Genomic DNA, 16,100 nt, shown 5'->3' with positions numbered 1-16,100 from the left:
ATAATACTATCATTTCGTTCTAGCGTATAAAATTTATGACTGCCCTTCTTTATATTATAATCGAACCATTTTTTAAAAAGGTGGCATATATTTCTTAGAAATTTCCCCATTCAAAATGACACTTTTTACTGAGCAAAAACGATTATAGTAATGAATAGAGTGGGCTAGCTGCTTTCATCAGGCATATGAAAGAATGGCTCCAACTATATGCTTCTTGAACTACCCCCTCTCATTAGATGGCACAAGAAAATACCCTAGTATATTTGATTAATAACCATCATAATATTAAGAAAAAAGTGTTGGGAAGTGTTTACTTCGGCATGTTAAACCCCGATAAACTTTATGTTGAATTTAGAGAAGGTATAACCTCTACAGAACCTATAATCCATAGGCGCTACACACTGACTCATTCGGATATTACTGCAGAGCTTTTTTTGACAGTTGGATTAAGCTTTGCCCAGGATAAGTTTAGCCCTATGAGAGATGAAGTGCTTGGTGAGTGGACTAAAATTAGAGGCTGCTATGTATATAATGTGTATTTGGATGTAGATGGACAATCTGATCAGACTGTTGCAGCAAAACGAAATGACATATTTAGACGTGAATTACCACTTGCCTTGAAAGCCATCAGATATGGAGATAGTAGATTCTTCATTTCACATCCTGAGTTGAATAATTCTTCAATAATAGTTCACTTTAAATCACTATATCCTCAGTTGAATAAGATAGAAAATTGGGGTACTTTTGCAAAGTATACTTAACTCAGATTTCAATAACCAATGGAAATATTTATTGGTACCACTTCTTTTAGACACGCATTACATTACCTAGTGCGGAAATGTCCTTTTAGAAAATAAGAAGCACAGGGGCGGTTATAACGCTTCCGCCAAAATAAGGAAACATGAGAACCGCCCCCGTGCGTCACATCCTGCAAAATAATAACCGTTCCGGAGAATAAAGTGGGCTAACTGCTTTCATCATTCTTCAGTTATATGAAGCAATAGCTCCGTCCCTATGCTGCGTGAATATTAATTTAATGATGAAAAAGAGCATCAAATTGCGTTGCAATTCGATGCTCAGTTATGTTGTATTTTTAATGTTTGTACTTCAAAATTGAACTACTTACTCTCGATCGGAGCGGTTTTCTCTAAAAGACTACAAAAGACTATACTTTTTTCTCAATGATTAGCCTTTTGGTGTAATGCCTGATGGCAAATAAAATATGGTTGTTCTAAATATTTTAAACTTATTTAAGAACTCGATACTGCAGATGAGTGGCTTTTGAAGTATCCATTATGGTGACGGGTTCAAGTTGAATATGCTCGTCTCTGAGCTTTTCGAATAATGGAATGCCTTCACCAAACAGTACGGGGACGAGATGAATCGATATCTCATCGACCAGCCCAGCCGCAATGAACTGTTGGGCGGTGTCCGCACCACCCATGACAGAAACGACTTTACCGTTCGCTGCTTTCTTCGCCTGTTCCAGAGCACTTTCAATTCCATTCACATACGTGTACACACTATTCTCGGGAACATTCTCTGGGGTCTGATGTGTGAGAACAAAAACAGGAATGCGAGCAGGCCCCGTTGGTCCATTTGCACCCCACCAACGAAGGGAATCATCGTATGTAACCCGTCCGGTGATAACCGCCCCCAGACCATTGCCGGCTTCTTCAAGAAGCTTGCGGTTACGACTGTCTTCATCGTCCATCACCCATCCGTGAAGTCGCTCTCCACCAGCCCCCATCGGTTCATCTGCAGAACGGTTTGAAGCCGCTATGAATCCGTCCAGTGACATACTGATATCAAAGACTACTTTACTCTTCGTGCTATTATTTGTCATTAAAAAACTCCTCCTATTTTTTAAATAATTCAACAAGCTTGTCGAAAGACTGTTCCCATCCACTAATAGCATGATTCATTTCTTTCGAATACGGGCCGTTGTGTAACGTCATCTTGGTTTTACCATCCATTTCATCGAGTTGAACCCGAGTAATCATGGCAGAAAGCCTGAGATCTGTTTGTTCCTCGGACCGGAGGACAAGGAGACGAGGTTCTACAAGTTCGATAATTTCGTGTTGAATCCATATCTCTGTGCCAGTATTGATTTGAACCATACATATATTAAACCAACCGCCGACACGAAGGTCAATGTCAATAGATTCCTTCGGGGTTTGGAACCCGGCTGGCCCCCACCATTTAGCCAACAGCTCAGGTTTTGTCCAAGACTTCCAAACTAGCTCACGGGGCGCATCAAAAATTCTTGTTAGAGTAAGCTCCTTATCCCCATTTACATCATTCGGGTTCGTCATATTGATCAGCCTTTCCTTCCTTATTCTTTTTCATTTCAGCTTCTAACACCTTATCTAATGCATCAAAACGTTGAGTCCAAAGCTGTGTAATGTGGTTCGCCCATTCCTCAAGTTCGATTATGGCGTCAGGATTAAGCTGATATATACGCTGTTGAGCTTTTTTTTCCATCCGAACCAGATTCGCTTCTCGAAGAATTTTTAAATGTTGTGAAATCGCTGGTGGACTTATATTAAAACGATCATAAATATCCGTTGCAGTTAACTGCTCTTGACTGGCCAATATCTCTAAGATGTATCGTCGATTAGGCTCGGAAAGAGCATGAAAAATATCCTTAGACACCATGGTAATGTTAAAGTCACCTCCTTCTAAAGGAACTTTGGAACCGTTGCTTACATAATAAATTATATACTTAATTAAGTCAACACTTAAATAAATAAACACTTAAAAAACATTATACCGCAATGTAATTGAAGTAATTTTCCTTATTAAACTTAATCGAACAACCTTTTAAAAGGTGGTTGCCGAGCAGTAAACGAAATAACAAACCTTTATATTTTATATCGGCTAGACCAGCAATCACAAGTACAATAATGACTGGCAGCAAAATTCTTCTTTTTCCTGAAAAATTCATTCATCCATGCTCCTCTACTAAAAGTTTATTAATTACATAACAGCTTTTGTTCATACGCACTAAGGAATGGTAACTAACTATTGATACATGGCACATTTAAATACAGCTAATGCTTATTGCATAAGAGTGGTTAATTTTGGCGATAATACTTGATAGTTTCTACTAATCTTAAGAGGTGGACTATGTATTTATTATTAGTTTTGGTGATTTGGACTTTATTTGCATATAAATTTATTGATTGGTCACGTGTAAAAGATCAATATCCTACGATTTTATTTTTTATTGCCATAAACATGACGTATAACACGATTTATCAAGATCAATTACTGTGGGCTTTTCAGGGGATCACTGCAGAATGGTTAAACCATACGACGATTAATTTATTTTTCACGTTTTATATATGTCCGGTAACCCTGATTATTTTTTTCCAGCGAATGCCTACAGCTAGAAATGCAAAAATTATCTATATAGCAGTTTGGGTAATTTTTTACACTATTATTGAGGCATTATTTGCTCATAAAGCAATGTATGTATACGGAGATGGATGGAATAGCTGGCAGAATATCTGGCTGAACACAATATTTTTCATGTTTTTACTTATCCATTATAGAAAACCTGCTTTGGCACTTATTCTTGCTTTACCAGCAGCAGCACTTTTCTATATCATGTTCCCGGTTCCGCTCTATTAATTAAACCATCCCAGAGGAGAGATTCTTGATGTTCGTTCAAAATGTTTTGTCCACACCAGTCTTTTTGTTGCTACTATTTTTGACCTATTTATCCATGGCGCTCTATTTATTTAGACTCAAAGGAAGAAAATCTAAAAAATAATGCTGAAAACAGCTTCAACAAGCCGAAATATACAAGTTTCCTATACAAAGCTTGATATTTTGGCTTGTTCCTTTTATATATTCATTTACTTATGGTACGGCTTCATGTAACGATTTAAGTGTAAAAAGGTAAAACAATCGAGCAGGAGGAGGTGACTAACCCCCGACCTCTCGCACCACCGTACTCACGGTTCCGTGTACGTTGGTTTCATTTAAGTCCAACGCTGCCGTTTTACCTATTATCTCGCTTGTATGATTTTGTCAATGATCCCATAATCTTTCGCTTCTTCAGCATTTAAGAAATAATCACGGTCTGTATCGACTGCAACCTTTTCAACCGGTTGGCCAGTTCGTTCTGCTATTAATTGATTCAACTGTTTACGCAGCTTTATAATCCTTTTAGCTGATATATCAATATCCGTTGCTTGACCTCGTGCACCACCAAGTGGCTGGTGAAGCATAATTTCACTATTTGGGAGTGCAAATCGTTTACCCTTTGTTCCGGCGAGTAAAAGCATTGCAGCGAATGAGGCCGACATTCCTGTACAAATCGTGCTAATATCTGGTTTAATGTATTGCATCGTATCAAAGATTGCAAACCCTGCAGAAGTTGAACCACCTGGGCTATTGATGTAAAGAGAGATATCCTTATCAGCATCATTAGCCGCTAAAAACAACAGTTGCGCTACAACGCTGTTTGCCATGTGGTCATTAATTTCATCACTTACCATGATAATTCTATCCTTCAACAACCTGGAATATATATCGTACGATCGTTCACCGTGACTTGATTGTTCAATAACATATGGGATTGTAGCCATCCTTATTCCTCCTTTGTATACAGCCTAAGCTGCCATCGAGAAGGAGCCTGAAGGAGGAGAGAATTGATAAAGTTTCAGCTTCGGTTGAGTTTCCACTGGGAATAAAATTGGTATAAGCCTGATCACACCAGTAGGATCATTCAACCGGATCGCCTGGATTATTGCCGGGGTCAATATTTCTACATTCTCCTCGGACCAATAATCCCTGACAGAATGTATTTCTTCATCTAATAACAGCCTTGCAAGCCTTTTTCTGGCTCGGTTTAAAACTGCTTTGACAGCTGTTTCAGTCATATCGAACATCTCGGCGATCTCCATAATTTGATACCTAAACACATCTTTTAACGCAACTATAACCGATTGCTTTGGTGTGAGCTTAGAGATCAACTCTTCTACCAAGTCCATCATGTCATCCTTATACTCATTTGTTTCATCAGTTTCTTCAAACGTAAATCCGATTATTTCTCGATTACGTTTTTGGAGTAAATCCATCCACAAATTAAATGCCATCTTTTTTAACAATGCAGCATTCAAATCTTTATGTTGTCCATAGTGGTTTATCGCTTTGAATAACGTTTCCTGGACAAGATCCTCAGCATCCCATTTGTTTTTGGTTAAATAATGGCAATAAGGAATAAGTGTCGAATAAAGATCTTTCAGCTCAGAAGAATTAACTTTTTCAGTTTGTACTTTTATGCCAGGCCTGGCGTACATTTTACTCACTCCTTTAGCTCCTCTCTTTACTTACTTTAACGATTAAAGAAGGAAAAAAGATACGGGAGTTATATTTTTTTATTTCATCTAACATTTATACCTCATATTTAAGGGAAAAATGATTATATTCTCCGATTTTTTCTAACATGGAGTAGGTCTCTTTCATAGATATATTAATTTTCCTTAAAACATCCCATTGTTGTTAGGAGAACTCTCTGGTATTGGTTGACCTAAATCCCATAATTCAACAATATGACCATCATGGAAACGGAAAATATGAACAACAGCTGCTCCAAGGTCTTCAGGATTCTGTTTCACATGGGAGTGAACCGCAACCATCTCTCCCTCTTCAATAGCATGTTTGATCTTAAATCTCTTGTTGGGATTCTCAGCTGCATCCTCTTCCATTGCTAGTTTGAGTGAATCTGCATCGCCCTGGAAAAAGGCATTATGATGGCGGAATTCCGGACCGATGTATCTCCGGTATGCTTCATCTACATTCCCCGATGCTACAAGCTTTAGAAATGATATCGCTTGATCTTTAAAAGAAATGGTCCCTTTACTCTGCTTTTCCATATTAATAACAATCATCCTTTCATTTTGAAATGATCATGCACCAAACCAGATGATATTATACTATTGTTAATATTACATTCTTACGTTCAATGCCATTTTTAAATATTCAATGAACAGGCTGAACTGCTGTTCCAGCTGTACATCACTTTCCGCCAGGATTGCGTCATCGAGGGCGAGACCATCGATGAAAGTAATGATTGATCGCGAAAGAAGTTCACTGTCAAAACGATCACTAAATTCTCCAGAGTCCTGCCCAGCTTTAATAACATCCGCATAGAGACGAACACCTAAGTTATACCGCTTCTTGCCATATTCTCGTCTTCGCTCATCATTTCTTCCAGTGATAAAAAATTCCAGTTTACTTGGCGCGAGTGGATCCATTTTGGCGTCAGGTGTGCCGTCTTCCCCAAACAGCAGCTGCATGAGAAGTTTCCAATGCGATTCAGTCATTCTCAACAATTTCTCTGTGTTCTCAGCTTCATTTCTAAGTCCCTCTTCAATGATTGCCTCGAATAAGTCTTCCTTATTGGAAAAATACTGATAAAGTCCGCCCCGGCTGACACCAGCTGCATCCATGACGTGCTTCATCGTAGTGTGTTCATAACCATGTTCGATAAAAACATCCCTTGCAGCGCTCATAATATTAGCCCGTCGTTGCTGGAGATGCTCCTCGCTCACTCGTGGAGCCATGTGAATTCCCCCGTTCTACTTTCCTTCTTGTAAAATACCCGATCAACGACACAAGAACCAGCAAGCCTGCCGTAATTGTGAAAGTTGGAATAACCCCAATAACGGTTGACAGCCATCCACCAAGCAACGGTCCAATAATCGTTGCCGTTGTCATAACACTGTTGATAACCCCGAAGACTCGACCCGTCATCTGAACAGGGGTATCGACTTGAACAGTTGCCTGGAATGGCACAAATATCAGACTGGCTGAAAACCCTCCGGCAAATCCGAGGACTGGTGCCCAGATTACTGAGTAGCTAAGGTCGTAATTAGTTAGTACTCCCATCATACCAAAACTCAATCCAATTCCACAAACACCTATCAGCATAAGCGGGTATGCCTGATAATTGGTTTTTTTAGCAAGCAGGTAGCCGGCAAAGAACATACCAAGACCAGATCCTGTAACCAGATAACCGAATAAATCAGGCGAAGCATTCGTTAACACCCGAATTAAAACAATCAACTGCGTGTCGGCCAATTGAAGAATTAAAAGACTGACCCCCATAATCAGTAAGCCGATTACCATGAAACGGCTTGATTTGATAAAAGAAAGTCCCTCGACGAACTCCTTTTTGAATGATCCTTGTTCCTTTTCACCCTCCTCTACGGCCTCTACTTTGATTGCATTAGGTATAAAAAATAACAATAAAGCTGAGACAAAGAACGTTGCTGAGTCGATTATAAATACCTGCTGAGCACCAAATGCCGCAACGAGAATCCCACTAAGAAGTGGCCCAATAATTTTTGTCGATGAATCAATCATTGATGTGATGGACATAGCAGCCTTCATATCACCTTCCCCAACAACCTCCTTCAACTTGCCATTTTTAGCTGGAATGAACACGGCCGATAGCATTCCGACTGCAAACAGCGTGGCATACACCATCCAGAGCGAACTTGCGATGGTGAGGATAAGAATCAAGCCAGCCCGAGTGACATCAGAGATAATCATAATTGTTTTTCGACTGAAGCGATCGGCAACAATTCCCGCTACCGGCCCAAGTAAAGCCATAGGAACAGCCAAACATAGAATAACCAACGAAACCTCCATAGGTGACGCATTCCACTTCAGCCCAACAAGCGTAAATATCGCCACTATACTCAGCCAGTCACCAATACTTGAAATTGCCTGCGCACTCATTAACGTCATGTACCCCTTATTCTTCACTAAACTTTTCATACCGATCTCCCTCTTCCTCATTAAAACGACACCATTGTCGTTATTGGTTAATACTCATTATATCGACACGAGTGTCATTTTTCAACTTTTTTTTTGCCTATTTTGAGAAAAGTTTTAAAAACCTTCTTAAGAAGCACGTAAAAGCCTCCTGCTTTGTTAGGCGGAAGGCATGGTAATTTCATTGACGTTTATGAAGATAGTGTGATTGGAAATTGCTGTTGAAAAAGTTTATGGAAAGGTTAGTGAACAGTTATAAAAACTTCATTTACTTATGGTACGGTTCTCCGTGATTTATCTAAATGAGGTTTTTATTGTATCTATTAAATTTCAATAAGAAAAGTGACCCGAAAAGAGCCACTTTGGTATAAATAATATCATAAAGAGATTATGCTTTTTCAATAAACCTTATTTGTATTGTTTTTGAATTAACCGTTTCATTCTTCAGTATACCTCTTATTACTACAACATCATCTAAATTCTCTTTTAGATCATCTAAAAGAGAATCACTGATATGACCAATTATCTCATTTATATTTTCTTCTCCTTTTAACTCTCTCAATCTAAATGAACCTTTATCAAGGTCTACTTCTCGAACCCTTCCTTCAAAAGTATATATAACCTCTTCTTCGATTTCTTTTGAAAGATTTTCAATAATGTAATCCCTTGTTATTTTAGTTAAAAATATATCTTTTTTGATAAGTGAACCATATAAGTGAACTCGATTGATTTTTTTTGAGCTATTTGGAATTAGTCTTAACACACTTTTTAATGCCATCTCTCTCAACTCAATATCAGGTATTTCTTTTTTAATAGCATCTACAGATCCATGACTAGCTGCCCATGATGCAGCTGTTAAATATAACTCCGCTGTACGTTCAAAATCAGTTTTTTCATCCAATAGTGATAACTGTTCTGTTGGTCTTTGTAAGGCAATCTGTAAACTCCCTTCACGAACATTTGTTAAGGACATATCGCATGCTTTTGATATATAATTTGGTATTTTAGTGAGATTTCTATATCCCTGTTTAAAAGAATACAAATTTTGGAAACCTTTGCGGACCTCTTCTAATATGCTTGACACAACACTTATTGGTGCATTTCCGAAACCTATCTCTGGACCCTGTAGTCTTATAACAATATCCGATCTATCAATTTTTTCTATAACTTGAAACCCAATAAATTCATCAATTTCGCTTCTGAATTCTTTGATTTTCTCTATATAACTACTGGACATTATTTCAAACATTTCAGGATTATGAGGCAATAACTTATCTTTTAAATCAGCAAGTGCATTTTCAAGATGCATAATTTGCTTATTCAGAAATTCTTTTTCCTCTAAGTTATTAATCATATTCCCACCCTCAAAATACCTTTTTTAAGATGTTGTCGAGGCGCCTTAACACCTTGGTAGTATTCAATTATTTCTTTTAAGCTAGCTGATTCATAAAATACATGGAACAAAGTAAAGCCATATTTACTTTTAACGGTGTCTCTGTGCATTACTTCATAGTGGGCCAAAGTCAATGTTTCTGGAGTATAATCATAAGGAGTTATAAGAGCTAAATCTACGTCAGATGGCTTTTCTTTATCGGTAACATAACTTCCATCAACCAGTAAGTGATTACACGGTATTTCTGCAACTTTAATATTTTCAATATATCCTAGTAAGTTATTAAAAAGTTTATTTCTTACATCTTTATTCGGTAAACTAGAAAATATTCTTTCAATGTCTTCTATAGAACAATCATGTACTCCTATTGGTAGTAATCCATTTTTGTCAAAAGGTGGTATCGCCAACTTTTTTCATTCCCTTCAAGTATCCTATATAAATAATAACAGTATTTCTATTTATTTACATAATTTTTAGGGAATTTACAATATTTTAGTCAATAAATTGGATTTTTATACCGTCATGAATGATTTAGCTGTAATTTATTTTCTATTAACATATGAAAGAAAAGCGAGAAGTTACCTTCCTATTTTGCGCTTACATAATGTTGAGGCATCTACCTAATAAACACTTCGGGTCAAACATACTATCTAATCCTTTATCACAACATATTTAGATAGTTTTATACCTTTACTTACTTCGGTGGCATAAGATTTTTTTAACCCTGAAGCCCGAACAATATCAATAACTTTATATTTATTTTTTAAAATATCGTCGGCATATTTAATACCAAACAAATGAATATTAGCTACTTGATAACCTTCTGGAGCATTTGAGTACATTTCCTTTAAATACGTTCCTAACTTATTTTGATCCATCTATATACCCTCCTCTCTTTAATAAGATTAGAAGCGGTAACTATTTAGTAGAGTTAATAGAGATCTTTAATCACATTTAATTGATGTTTTCTTTACAAAATCTACTCAGTGAAGTAGAAGTTTATTCAACTGTTCCTATGTCTAATTCAATTTGTCCTTCATATTCTCGGGTTATACCATAGAATTTATATCTTTCACCCACATTTATATATGGTGTTTCTACATCACTATAAATAATTGCATTAAAGGTAAAATCTTTCACTTGTAATCGAAGAAATTTATTACCACTTTTATTGTCATAGTAGAAGTCATCCACCATAGCAACTACAGTTACTAAATTGTCTGGATTTTCAAATCCTTGCTCTACATTTTCATTTGTAAATGCCTTGTCAGCATCAATAGATGAGTTGGATTTACTAATACTTTCTGTATTAGTACCCTCCAAAAAGCTAACCAATCCACTCGAAATAATTACTAATCCAATAGCCACAAAGAATATAAGTAATCCCACATTTATAATTTTAAAAACGTCTATTTTTTGATGAGAGTTCGATTCCTTTTGTTTATTTGTAGTAATTTCTTTTCCCGCATCATTTTTTTCCATTATATTTGATTCATTAGACTTCTGATCTAAATCTTCAGAACCTGTGAGATAACCAATTTCAATATCCGACGAGGCTTTATTTGAAAATGTAATATTCCTCACAATTTCCTTAATCATTTTTTCAGGCAATAGACTAGATCTGAACTTAGAAGCAGATAGTAGTTTCTTTTCCAACGTAAAGTTTAAATCATCTTTGAATATGTGAAACAAATAAAAGTCAGCAGCATTCTTCTCGTTCCAATCTTCTGTATATTTATCTAAATCTTTTCTATTAAAACCATATTGGATATTAACGTAACCTATGCGTTTATGAGTATCTCCTAGAGTTGGATAGTTCGACAAAAGGTACCCTTTCAAATCATCTACATGTTGCCGCACCTGTTGTAATGGATTTGAGGTTTTACCATTAACTATAGTAAATGTCCCATTTGTTTGAACACCTTGTATTGAATTTACTGACCAATTCTTCACTTCAATTAAACGAAATCCATAAGTAGGAGATATTATCAAGAAATCAGGTTCATATTTACCTATTACTGGTTGAGCAATAATATAAGTATCATCAGACAGATATCTAGCTAAAAGGTCCCCAACTTCAATTTCTCCTCTTAGTCCTTTTAACTCGAACATGGTTTTACTAGAAGTTTGCTCTAGTTGCTCAATTAACTTGTCTCTTCCTATAAGTTTCCCCACGCCCAAATCCCTCTCACATTTTTTAATTAATTTAAATTATAACATATACCTTCCAGTACTATAATTACGTATTACTAGTACTCCAACTTCAATTTTAAATTTAAAAACTAATTAAATTAGAGAAGGGAAATCACCATTTGACAATTTCTCTTCTCCTTAATCGTTACCTATATACTCTTGAAACATATTAGTTAATCAATGATATACACAGTACTTTATGTTACATTTGATGGTCTAAAATATGTTTTCCCCTTAGCATGTGGGTAATTACCGAAATACCAGACTTCTGGTCTATCCATTATTACCTTATATAATATTTGACCATAAAACTTAGCAGCTTCTTCATCATTTCTTCTGCATGACTCCCATATAGGTTCATAAACTGTTCCCATCCAATTATGTCCAGGAATCCAACTCGATGTATGAACATTTGCTGAATCAATTACACAATTCAATTCATCTACTATAATGTCATAATATTTTTTATCTAAACCCAACAACCTTTCATTAAACTTCCTTTCATAGGCTACCTTTGTAATTTGCTCTCCTTCGATTGTAAAAAGCATTTACTCATCTCCCCCATAATTTTATTGAAACAAGTCATCAATTTTAGAAGCTGAAAGAGCTTTACCAATTGTTGTTGTTCTATTCACTATTATTCTAGGGTGATTAAGGTAATCTTTTGTAAGATCGATAGGTTGTCGGAGTTTTTCAACATTAGAAAGTACTGCAATTTGATAATTATTCCAACTTAAAATTTCGTCTGAATACCTATTATCTTGTAGCAATTTCTTTAACTCTGGAAGAGCTTGAATAGAACTACTATCCAATCCCCTATAGATTAAAGATACCTTTCCAACATGACTAATGGAGTTTGGGTATTCACAACTCGAATCACTATAAAAGAAAATATACATCATTGGGCTTACCTTCCTGGTAGGAGAGAAAAAATAGATATTATAATTTTCGAGAATTTCCATATACCATCTTTTCTGGGTAACCGTTACGGCTTCTCTCAAATCTTTGAGCTTAAAATTACCAATTTCTATTTTATCCATATTACTTTCCTCCCCCACTTTTTTCTCAACATGCTCCTGAATTATATTATTTAGATACTCATTTAAACTTTTCTTACCTGCTAATTCTTCAACACGTTTAAATAATCTGTTATTCATCCTTAACAGAAACTTCTTTTCCAATTAACCACCACCAAATGATATCATATACTGAATTGAGTAAATGATATCATTTGGTGAATAGAAAGTCAAATAAAAGTAAGTAAAAAGTATTTTGTGAAGTTCATTTTTTCAGCTATATAAACTTACTACGAGTTAATGGCTCCTTTTAACCCAATTCATTACTTAGTATGTAGTAATAAAGCTGTACATCTTCTGCACTGTAAATGCCTATTCTCTGAATAGCAATAGTCTCTAATCTCAATTCTTCAATATATTCAATGGCAAATGTCATATTCAATATATTAGTTAATTCGTCTTTATTTTCCAATATTATCATAGCTTGGTGTGTATCAAGGGAAAATATTTCTATTCCCTCACCATTACTTAAATAGTCATACAAACTGTGGAACTCCTCTTTTAGATATTCTGAAACCTCAACAGGGAACGACTCTTTCACCATAAGCAACTCATTGTAGTTATGAATCTTCTTCAACTTTGATTCCCCCCATACCGTTTTTGTCCAAATTCAGTCACTATACAGATAACAATCCCTACCGCTGTTCCTAACAAGAAATATTGCAATATTATCTCCTACCTTTTTCATATATTTATATTTGCTCTTTAACAAAGACATAGATAGACACACCAAACATCATTCCGGCTTTAAATAATTCCACCGATTTCATAAAATCACCTCCCTTGAGGCATTTTTCAGACATTAAAATAGAGAATACAGCCCCTAAGGTGAATTCTCGATAATGGTTTAATATACAACTACTATTAGGCAACTTTCATAATTTTATAGCGTTCACCAGTTCATCATTCTTTAAAAACCCTATTGCAATATTGGTTTTTGCTTTTTTATCCTGCAATAGGTATACAACATTCTTGGTTCCTCCCTCATAGAAGAACACAAAGCAATTAATATCTATCATACCTTCAGGAATCATTGCCCTTACTTCACTATTAACAATATCTTCACTTTTCATTAATTGGCTATCAACCAACCAATCATAAGAAGCTAACCTTGGATGATATTTATATATGAACTCCCAGAAAATATCCATTACACTCATAACATTCTCTCCCTTTATAATTTTGATTTGTTGCTTTAAACTCCACAAACCTAGATATTAAAATAAATAGAAAAAGGGGGAGAAAAATCATCGCTGATGGATGACTTTTCTCCCCCTTGAATGGTGAAGTGTCGAACAACTTCTTTATTTAGTTGGATTTGTATAGATTCAATTTCCCTACTTTCGGATATCGTTATCTGTCTTATCAGCAAGTGCAATAACTGTTTACGTTGCTCCCTCGTCATGGCTTCTTTGTAACTTGCTATAAAGTTCTTCATCACTTGTGCGACAATCTTGAAGTTTATTTCCCTTACCGGTCCTTGACCCATCTGCTTCTCAATAGGAGTTATTCGTTCTGTAAGCCTCTCTTTTTCTTCATTCAAACTGGAAAGACGTGTTACAAGATCTGCTTTAATAATAAGCCCTTCTTCATACAAACCCAGCACTTTATCCTTCTTTGACTGGATGGCATCTAGGGACTTTTTAATTGATTCATACTCCTTTCTGATAGGAGCATCCCCATCTTGGTTCTTTCCATTAATTTTGTCCACTATTTGCTGTATTAGAATCTCGTTATTAGCCACATTTGCAATCTTCTTTAATACGTACTCATCTGCATAATCAGTTCGGACACCATTAGAACGGCAAACAGTAGTACCTTTATTTTTCCATGCGCCACATGCATAGTATTCTATTACTCGCTTTGTTCCGTCTTTTTTACGATTGGTTGTTCTGCTAAGCACCATCCCCGCCCCACACATAGGGCAACGCAAGATACCAGTCAATGGAAATTCCCCACTATGAACTCGATTTGGTTTCCCTCCCCTGGTTTTCATTATTGCTTGTGCTTTCTCCCATTCCTCTTCTGAAATAATCGCTTCATGTTGTCCTTTTTCCATGATAGGATGAGGATTGATATTGTTTCGTCGCTTTTCGTTCCAATCTCTCCTAACATTATAGCGAATCACCCCTTTGTATACTGGATTTGTTACAATAGTTTTAATTGCAGTAATGGAAAATTCATTATTGCGTTTGGTTCGATATCCACCTTGGTTTAAATAACCGGTTATATACTTATAGCCATGACCCTCTGTGTATAGCTGAAAGACTTTTCGAACTGTTTGAGCCTCTACCTCGTTCACTACCAGTTTGGACAATTTTCTTTTGGAGTTGTCGCTAGGTGTACTAACCACATCATAGCCAAGCACTTGTCCACCATTCCATGAACCTTCCTTCGCCCGAGCCAGCATCCCCATCTTTACATTCTCTGCGGTATTTGCTCGTTCGAATTCAGCAATGGCAGCCATCATTTGAAATTGTAATACACCAGAGGGGCTTTCCGTTTCATATTTTTCTGTGTATGAACGGAAACCAATATTCTTACCTTTTAGTTTATCTACAATGCTAAGTAGGTCAAGGCTTTTACGGGAGAATCGGTTCATTTTCCAAACTAGTACTACATCAAATGTCTTTTGCTGTGCATCACTAAGTAACTGCTGTAATGCTGGTCTACCCTTAATATTCTTTCCACTTTTTCCGCGATCAACATACTCCTTATAAACAATGTATCCTTCACGTTCACACCATTCTCTAAGAACTCTTGTCTGTTCGTCTATACTATACCCTTCTTCAGCTTGTTCCATAGTAGATACACGAGCATAAACCGCTGCCTTTTTTTGCGGTTCTGACTGAATCATGTCAAGGTTAGATTTATCCATTGCATGATTATGCAATTAACTCACCTCCTTTCAATTTTATAAGATCACCTGATAACAACTCTTCATCAATATCTGGAAGTTTCATTTCATTAATAGCTGCTAGTGCATGAAATTGGAGCTTAGTAAATATATCGCTAGCTTCAAAATTTTCTTTATGTGAAACAAATTCAATATTTTCAGTTGCTAAGGCTTCTACAAAATCAATTAATTCAAAAACTTTGTTGGAGATAATATTCCTTTTCCATACTAGCACCATATCAAATTGGCCTTGTTGTGCATCTGAAAGTAGTTGTTGTAAAGCTGGTTTTTCATGCATTGTTGCTCCATCAATTTCTCTATCAATATATTTCTTACAAACGATATGGCCTTCACGTTTGCACCTTTTGTTTAAAACGCTTATTTGCGCTTCCTTGCTAAAATCAGATTCACTAGTTTGAACTATATAATATGCCACTTTATTTGGTTTACATGAACCATTAATCGGTTCTGATGGCACCTTAAAATTAGGTACATTAGTTACTTCTAATTGGTCATTCATCATCTGTTCGACTCCCTTTACCTTTAGAGTTGTTATTAGTTAAATATGTTGTAACCATTTCAGATAAAATATCTACCAAAGCATCGTATTGATAATCAACTGATGTATCTTTTTCCAAAGAAAATGCCTCCTGTAGTTGGATTAATAGAATAATATATATTTCATTTACGATTAATAGTTATCAAAGTGTATCTGACTTTTTTAGTGCGCAGAAAAGTTGTGTTTTTC

The 16,100-nt window shown here is 36.0% G+C and carries 22 protein-coding genes; 2 read left to right on the top strand and 20 right to left on the bottom strand.

Annotation, left to right across the window (positions count from 1 at the left end):
- The first annotated feature begins 320 nt into the window (after positions 1 to 320).
- The gene (locus tag BLS02_RS01275) at positions 321 to 761 is read left to right on the top strand and encodes a staygreen family protein (RefSeq protein WP_092491150.1); all 441 of its coding nucleotides are present in this window, start codon (positions 321 to 323) and stop codon (positions 759 to 761) included.
- A gap of 485 nt (positions 762 to 1,246) precedes the next feature.
- Here BLS02_RS01275 and BLS02_RS01270 read toward each other — a convergent pair whose 3' ends face one another.
- The 4 genes from BLS02_RS01270 to BLS02_RS01255 form a co-directional block, all read right to left on the bottom strand.
- Positions 1,247 to 1,846, bottom strand: coding sequence for a dihydrofolate reductase family protein (locus BLS02_RS01270; protein ID WP_092491149.1), 600 nt, complete (start codon positions 1,844 to 1,846; stop codon positions 1,247 to 1,249).
- Between the two features lie 13 nt (positions 1,847 to 1,859).
- A complete protein-coding gene (locus BLS02_RS01265) occupies positions 1,860 to 2,315 on the bottom strand; it encodes an SRPBCC family protein (protein ID WP_092491148.1) in 456 nt (151 codons plus the stop codon).
- Positions 2,299 to 2,658, bottom strand: coding sequence for an ArsR/SmtB family transcription factor (locus BLS02_RS01260; RefSeq protein ID WP_092491147.1), 360 nt, complete (start codon positions 2,656 to 2,658; stop codon positions 2,299 to 2,301). The genes BLS02_RS01265 and BLS02_RS01260 overlap by 17 nt, the downstream gene beginning before the upstream one ends.
- A 109-nt stretch (positions 2,659 to 2,767) precedes the next feature.
- The gene (locus BLS02_RS01255) at positions 2,768 to 2,947 is read right to left on the bottom strand and encodes a hypothetical protein (RefSeq protein WP_092491146.1); all 180 of its coding nucleotides are present in this window, start codon (positions 2,945 to 2,947) and stop codon (positions 2,768 to 2,770) included.
- A gap of 182 nt (positions 2,948 to 3,129) precedes the next feature.
- On the opposite strand from BLS02_RS01255, the gene BLS02_RS01250 reads away from it, so the two are divergent.
- Positions 3,130 to 3,636 carry a CBO0543 family protein gene (locus BLS02_RS01250; protein ID WP_092491145.1) on the top strand — a complete coding sequence of 169 codons (507 nt, stop codon included), beginning with the start codon at positions 3,130 to 3,132 and terminating at the stop codon, positions 3,634 to 3,636.
- Between the two features lie 380 nt (positions 3,637 to 4,016).
- On the opposite strand, the gene clpP is transcribed toward BLS02_RS01250, so the two are convergent.
- From clpP to BLS02_RS19260, 16 genes are all read right to left on the bottom strand, one after another.
- Complete coding sequence (clpP, locus tag BLS02_RS01245; RefSeq protein WP_092491144.1) at positions 4,017 to 4,598, bottom strand: ATP-dependent Clp endopeptidase proteolytic subunit ClpP; 582 nt, start codon at positions 4,596 to 4,598, stop codon at positions 4,017 to 4,019.
- Positions 4,599 to 4,622: 24 nt separating this feature from the next.
- Positions 4,623 to 5,312: a sigma-70 family RNA polymerase sigma factor gene (locus tag BLS02_RS01240; protein ID WP_092491143.1), complete on the bottom strand. Its 690-nt coding sequence runs from the start codon at positions 5,310 to 5,312 to the stop codon at positions 4,623 to 4,625.
- Positions 5,313 to 5,495: 183 nt separating this feature from the next.
- Positions 5,496 to 5,888: a nuclear transport factor 2 family protein gene (locus tag BLS02_RS01235; protein WP_254788699.1), complete on the bottom strand. Its 393-nt coding sequence runs from the start codon at positions 5,886 to 5,888 to the stop codon at positions 5,496 to 5,498.
- Positions 5,889 to 5,960: 72 nt separating this feature from the next.
- The gene (locus tag BLS02_RS01230) at positions 5,961 to 6,578 is read right to left on the bottom strand and encodes a TetR/AcrR family transcriptional regulator (RefSeq protein ID WP_092492199.1); all 618 of its coding nucleotides are present in this window, start codon (positions 6,576 to 6,578) and stop codon (positions 5,961 to 5,963) included.
- Positions 6,532 to 7,818, bottom strand: coding sequence for an MFS transporter (locus tag BLS02_RS01225; protein WP_254788698.1), 1,287 nt, complete (start codon positions 7,816 to 7,818; stop codon positions 6,532 to 6,534). The genes BLS02_RS01230 and BLS02_RS01225 overlap by 47 nt, the downstream gene beginning before the upstream one ends.
- A gap of 364 nt (positions 7,819 to 8,182) precedes the next feature.
- The gene (locus BLS02_RS01220) at positions 8,183 to 9,148 is read right to left on the bottom strand and encodes a hypothetical protein (protein WP_092491141.1); all 966 of its coding nucleotides are present in this window, start codon (positions 9,146 to 9,148) and stop codon (positions 8,183 to 8,185) included.
- Entirely contained in the window at positions 9,145 to 9,594 is a 450-nt protein-coding gene (locus tag BLS02_RS01215) for a DUF6932 family protein (protein WP_092491140.1), read from the bottom strand. The genes BLS02_RS01220 and BLS02_RS01215 overlap by 4 nt, the downstream gene beginning before the upstream one ends.
- Positions 9,595 to 9,837: 243 nt before the next feature.
- Positions 9,838 to 10,065 carry an HTH-like domain-containing protein gene (locus tag BLS02_RS01210; RefSeq protein ID WP_092491139.1) on the bottom strand — a complete coding sequence of 76 codons (228 nt, stop codon included), beginning with the start codon at positions 10,063 to 10,065 and terminating at the stop codon, positions 9,838 to 9,840.
- A 121-nt stretch (positions 10,066 to 10,186) separates the two neighbouring features.
- Complete coding sequence (locus tag BLS02_RS01205) at positions 10,187 to 11,362, bottom strand: nuclease-related domain-containing protein (protein ID WP_092491138.1); 1,176 nt, start codon at positions 11,360 to 11,362, stop codon at positions 10,187 to 10,189.
- Between the two features lie 215 nt (positions 11,363 to 11,577).
- Complete coding sequence (locus BLS02_RS01200; protein ID WP_092491137.1) at positions 11,578 to 11,928, bottom strand: hypothetical protein; 351 nt, start codon at positions 11,926 to 11,928, stop codon at positions 11,578 to 11,580.
- A 21-nt stretch (positions 11,929 to 11,949) separates the two neighbouring features.
- Entirely contained in the window at positions 11,950 to 12,561 is a 612-nt protein-coding gene (locus BLS02_RS01195) for a hypothetical protein (RefSeq protein ID WP_175559414.1), read from the bottom strand.
- Between the two features lie 145 nt (positions 12,562 to 12,706).
- Positions 12,707 to 13,033 (bottom strand): hypothetical protein, encoded by a 327-nt coding sequence (locus BLS02_RS01190; protein WP_254788697.1) that lies wholly within the window; start codon positions 13,031 to 13,033, stop codon positions 12,707 to 12,709.
- 298 nt (positions 13,034 to 13,331) lie between these two features.
- Positions 13,332 to 13,616, bottom strand: a complete 285-nt coding sequence (locus tag BLS02_RS01185; protein ID WP_092491136.1) for a hypothetical protein — start codon at positions 13,614 to 13,616, stop codon at positions 13,332 to 13,334.
- 50 nt (positions 13,617 to 13,666) lie between these two features.
- A complete protein-coding gene (locus tag BLS02_RS01180; protein WP_302846730.1) occupies positions 13,667 to 15,349 on the bottom strand; it encodes a recombinase family protein in 1,683 nt (560 codons plus the stop codon).
- On the bottom strand, positions 15,342 to 15,875 hold the full coding sequence (locus BLS02_RS01175; RefSeq protein WP_092491135.1) for a recombinase family protein: 534 nt from the start codon (positions 15,873 to 15,875) through the stop codon (positions 15,342 to 15,344). Before BLS02_RS01175 ends, BLS02_RS01180 begins: the two co-directional genes overlap by 8 nt.
- The gene (locus BLS02_RS19260; RefSeq protein WP_302846729.1) at positions 15,865 to 15,990 is read right to left on the bottom strand and encodes a hypothetical protein; all 126 of its coding nucleotides are present in this window, start codon (positions 15,988 to 15,990) and stop codon (positions 15,865 to 15,867) included. Before BLS02_RS19260 ends, BLS02_RS01175 begins: the two co-directional genes overlap by 11 nt.
- Positions 15,991 to 16,100 lie beyond the last annotated feature (110 nt).

The organism is Virgibacillus salinus (assembly GCF_900102415.1).
GTDB classification, from domain to species: domain Bacteria; phylum Bacillota; class Bacilli; order Bacillales; family Amphibacillaceae; genus Lentibacillus; species Lentibacillus subterraneus.
The sequence above is the reverse complement of the archived record's forward strand: the minus strand, read 5'-3'. Positions and strand labels throughout refer to the sequence as shown.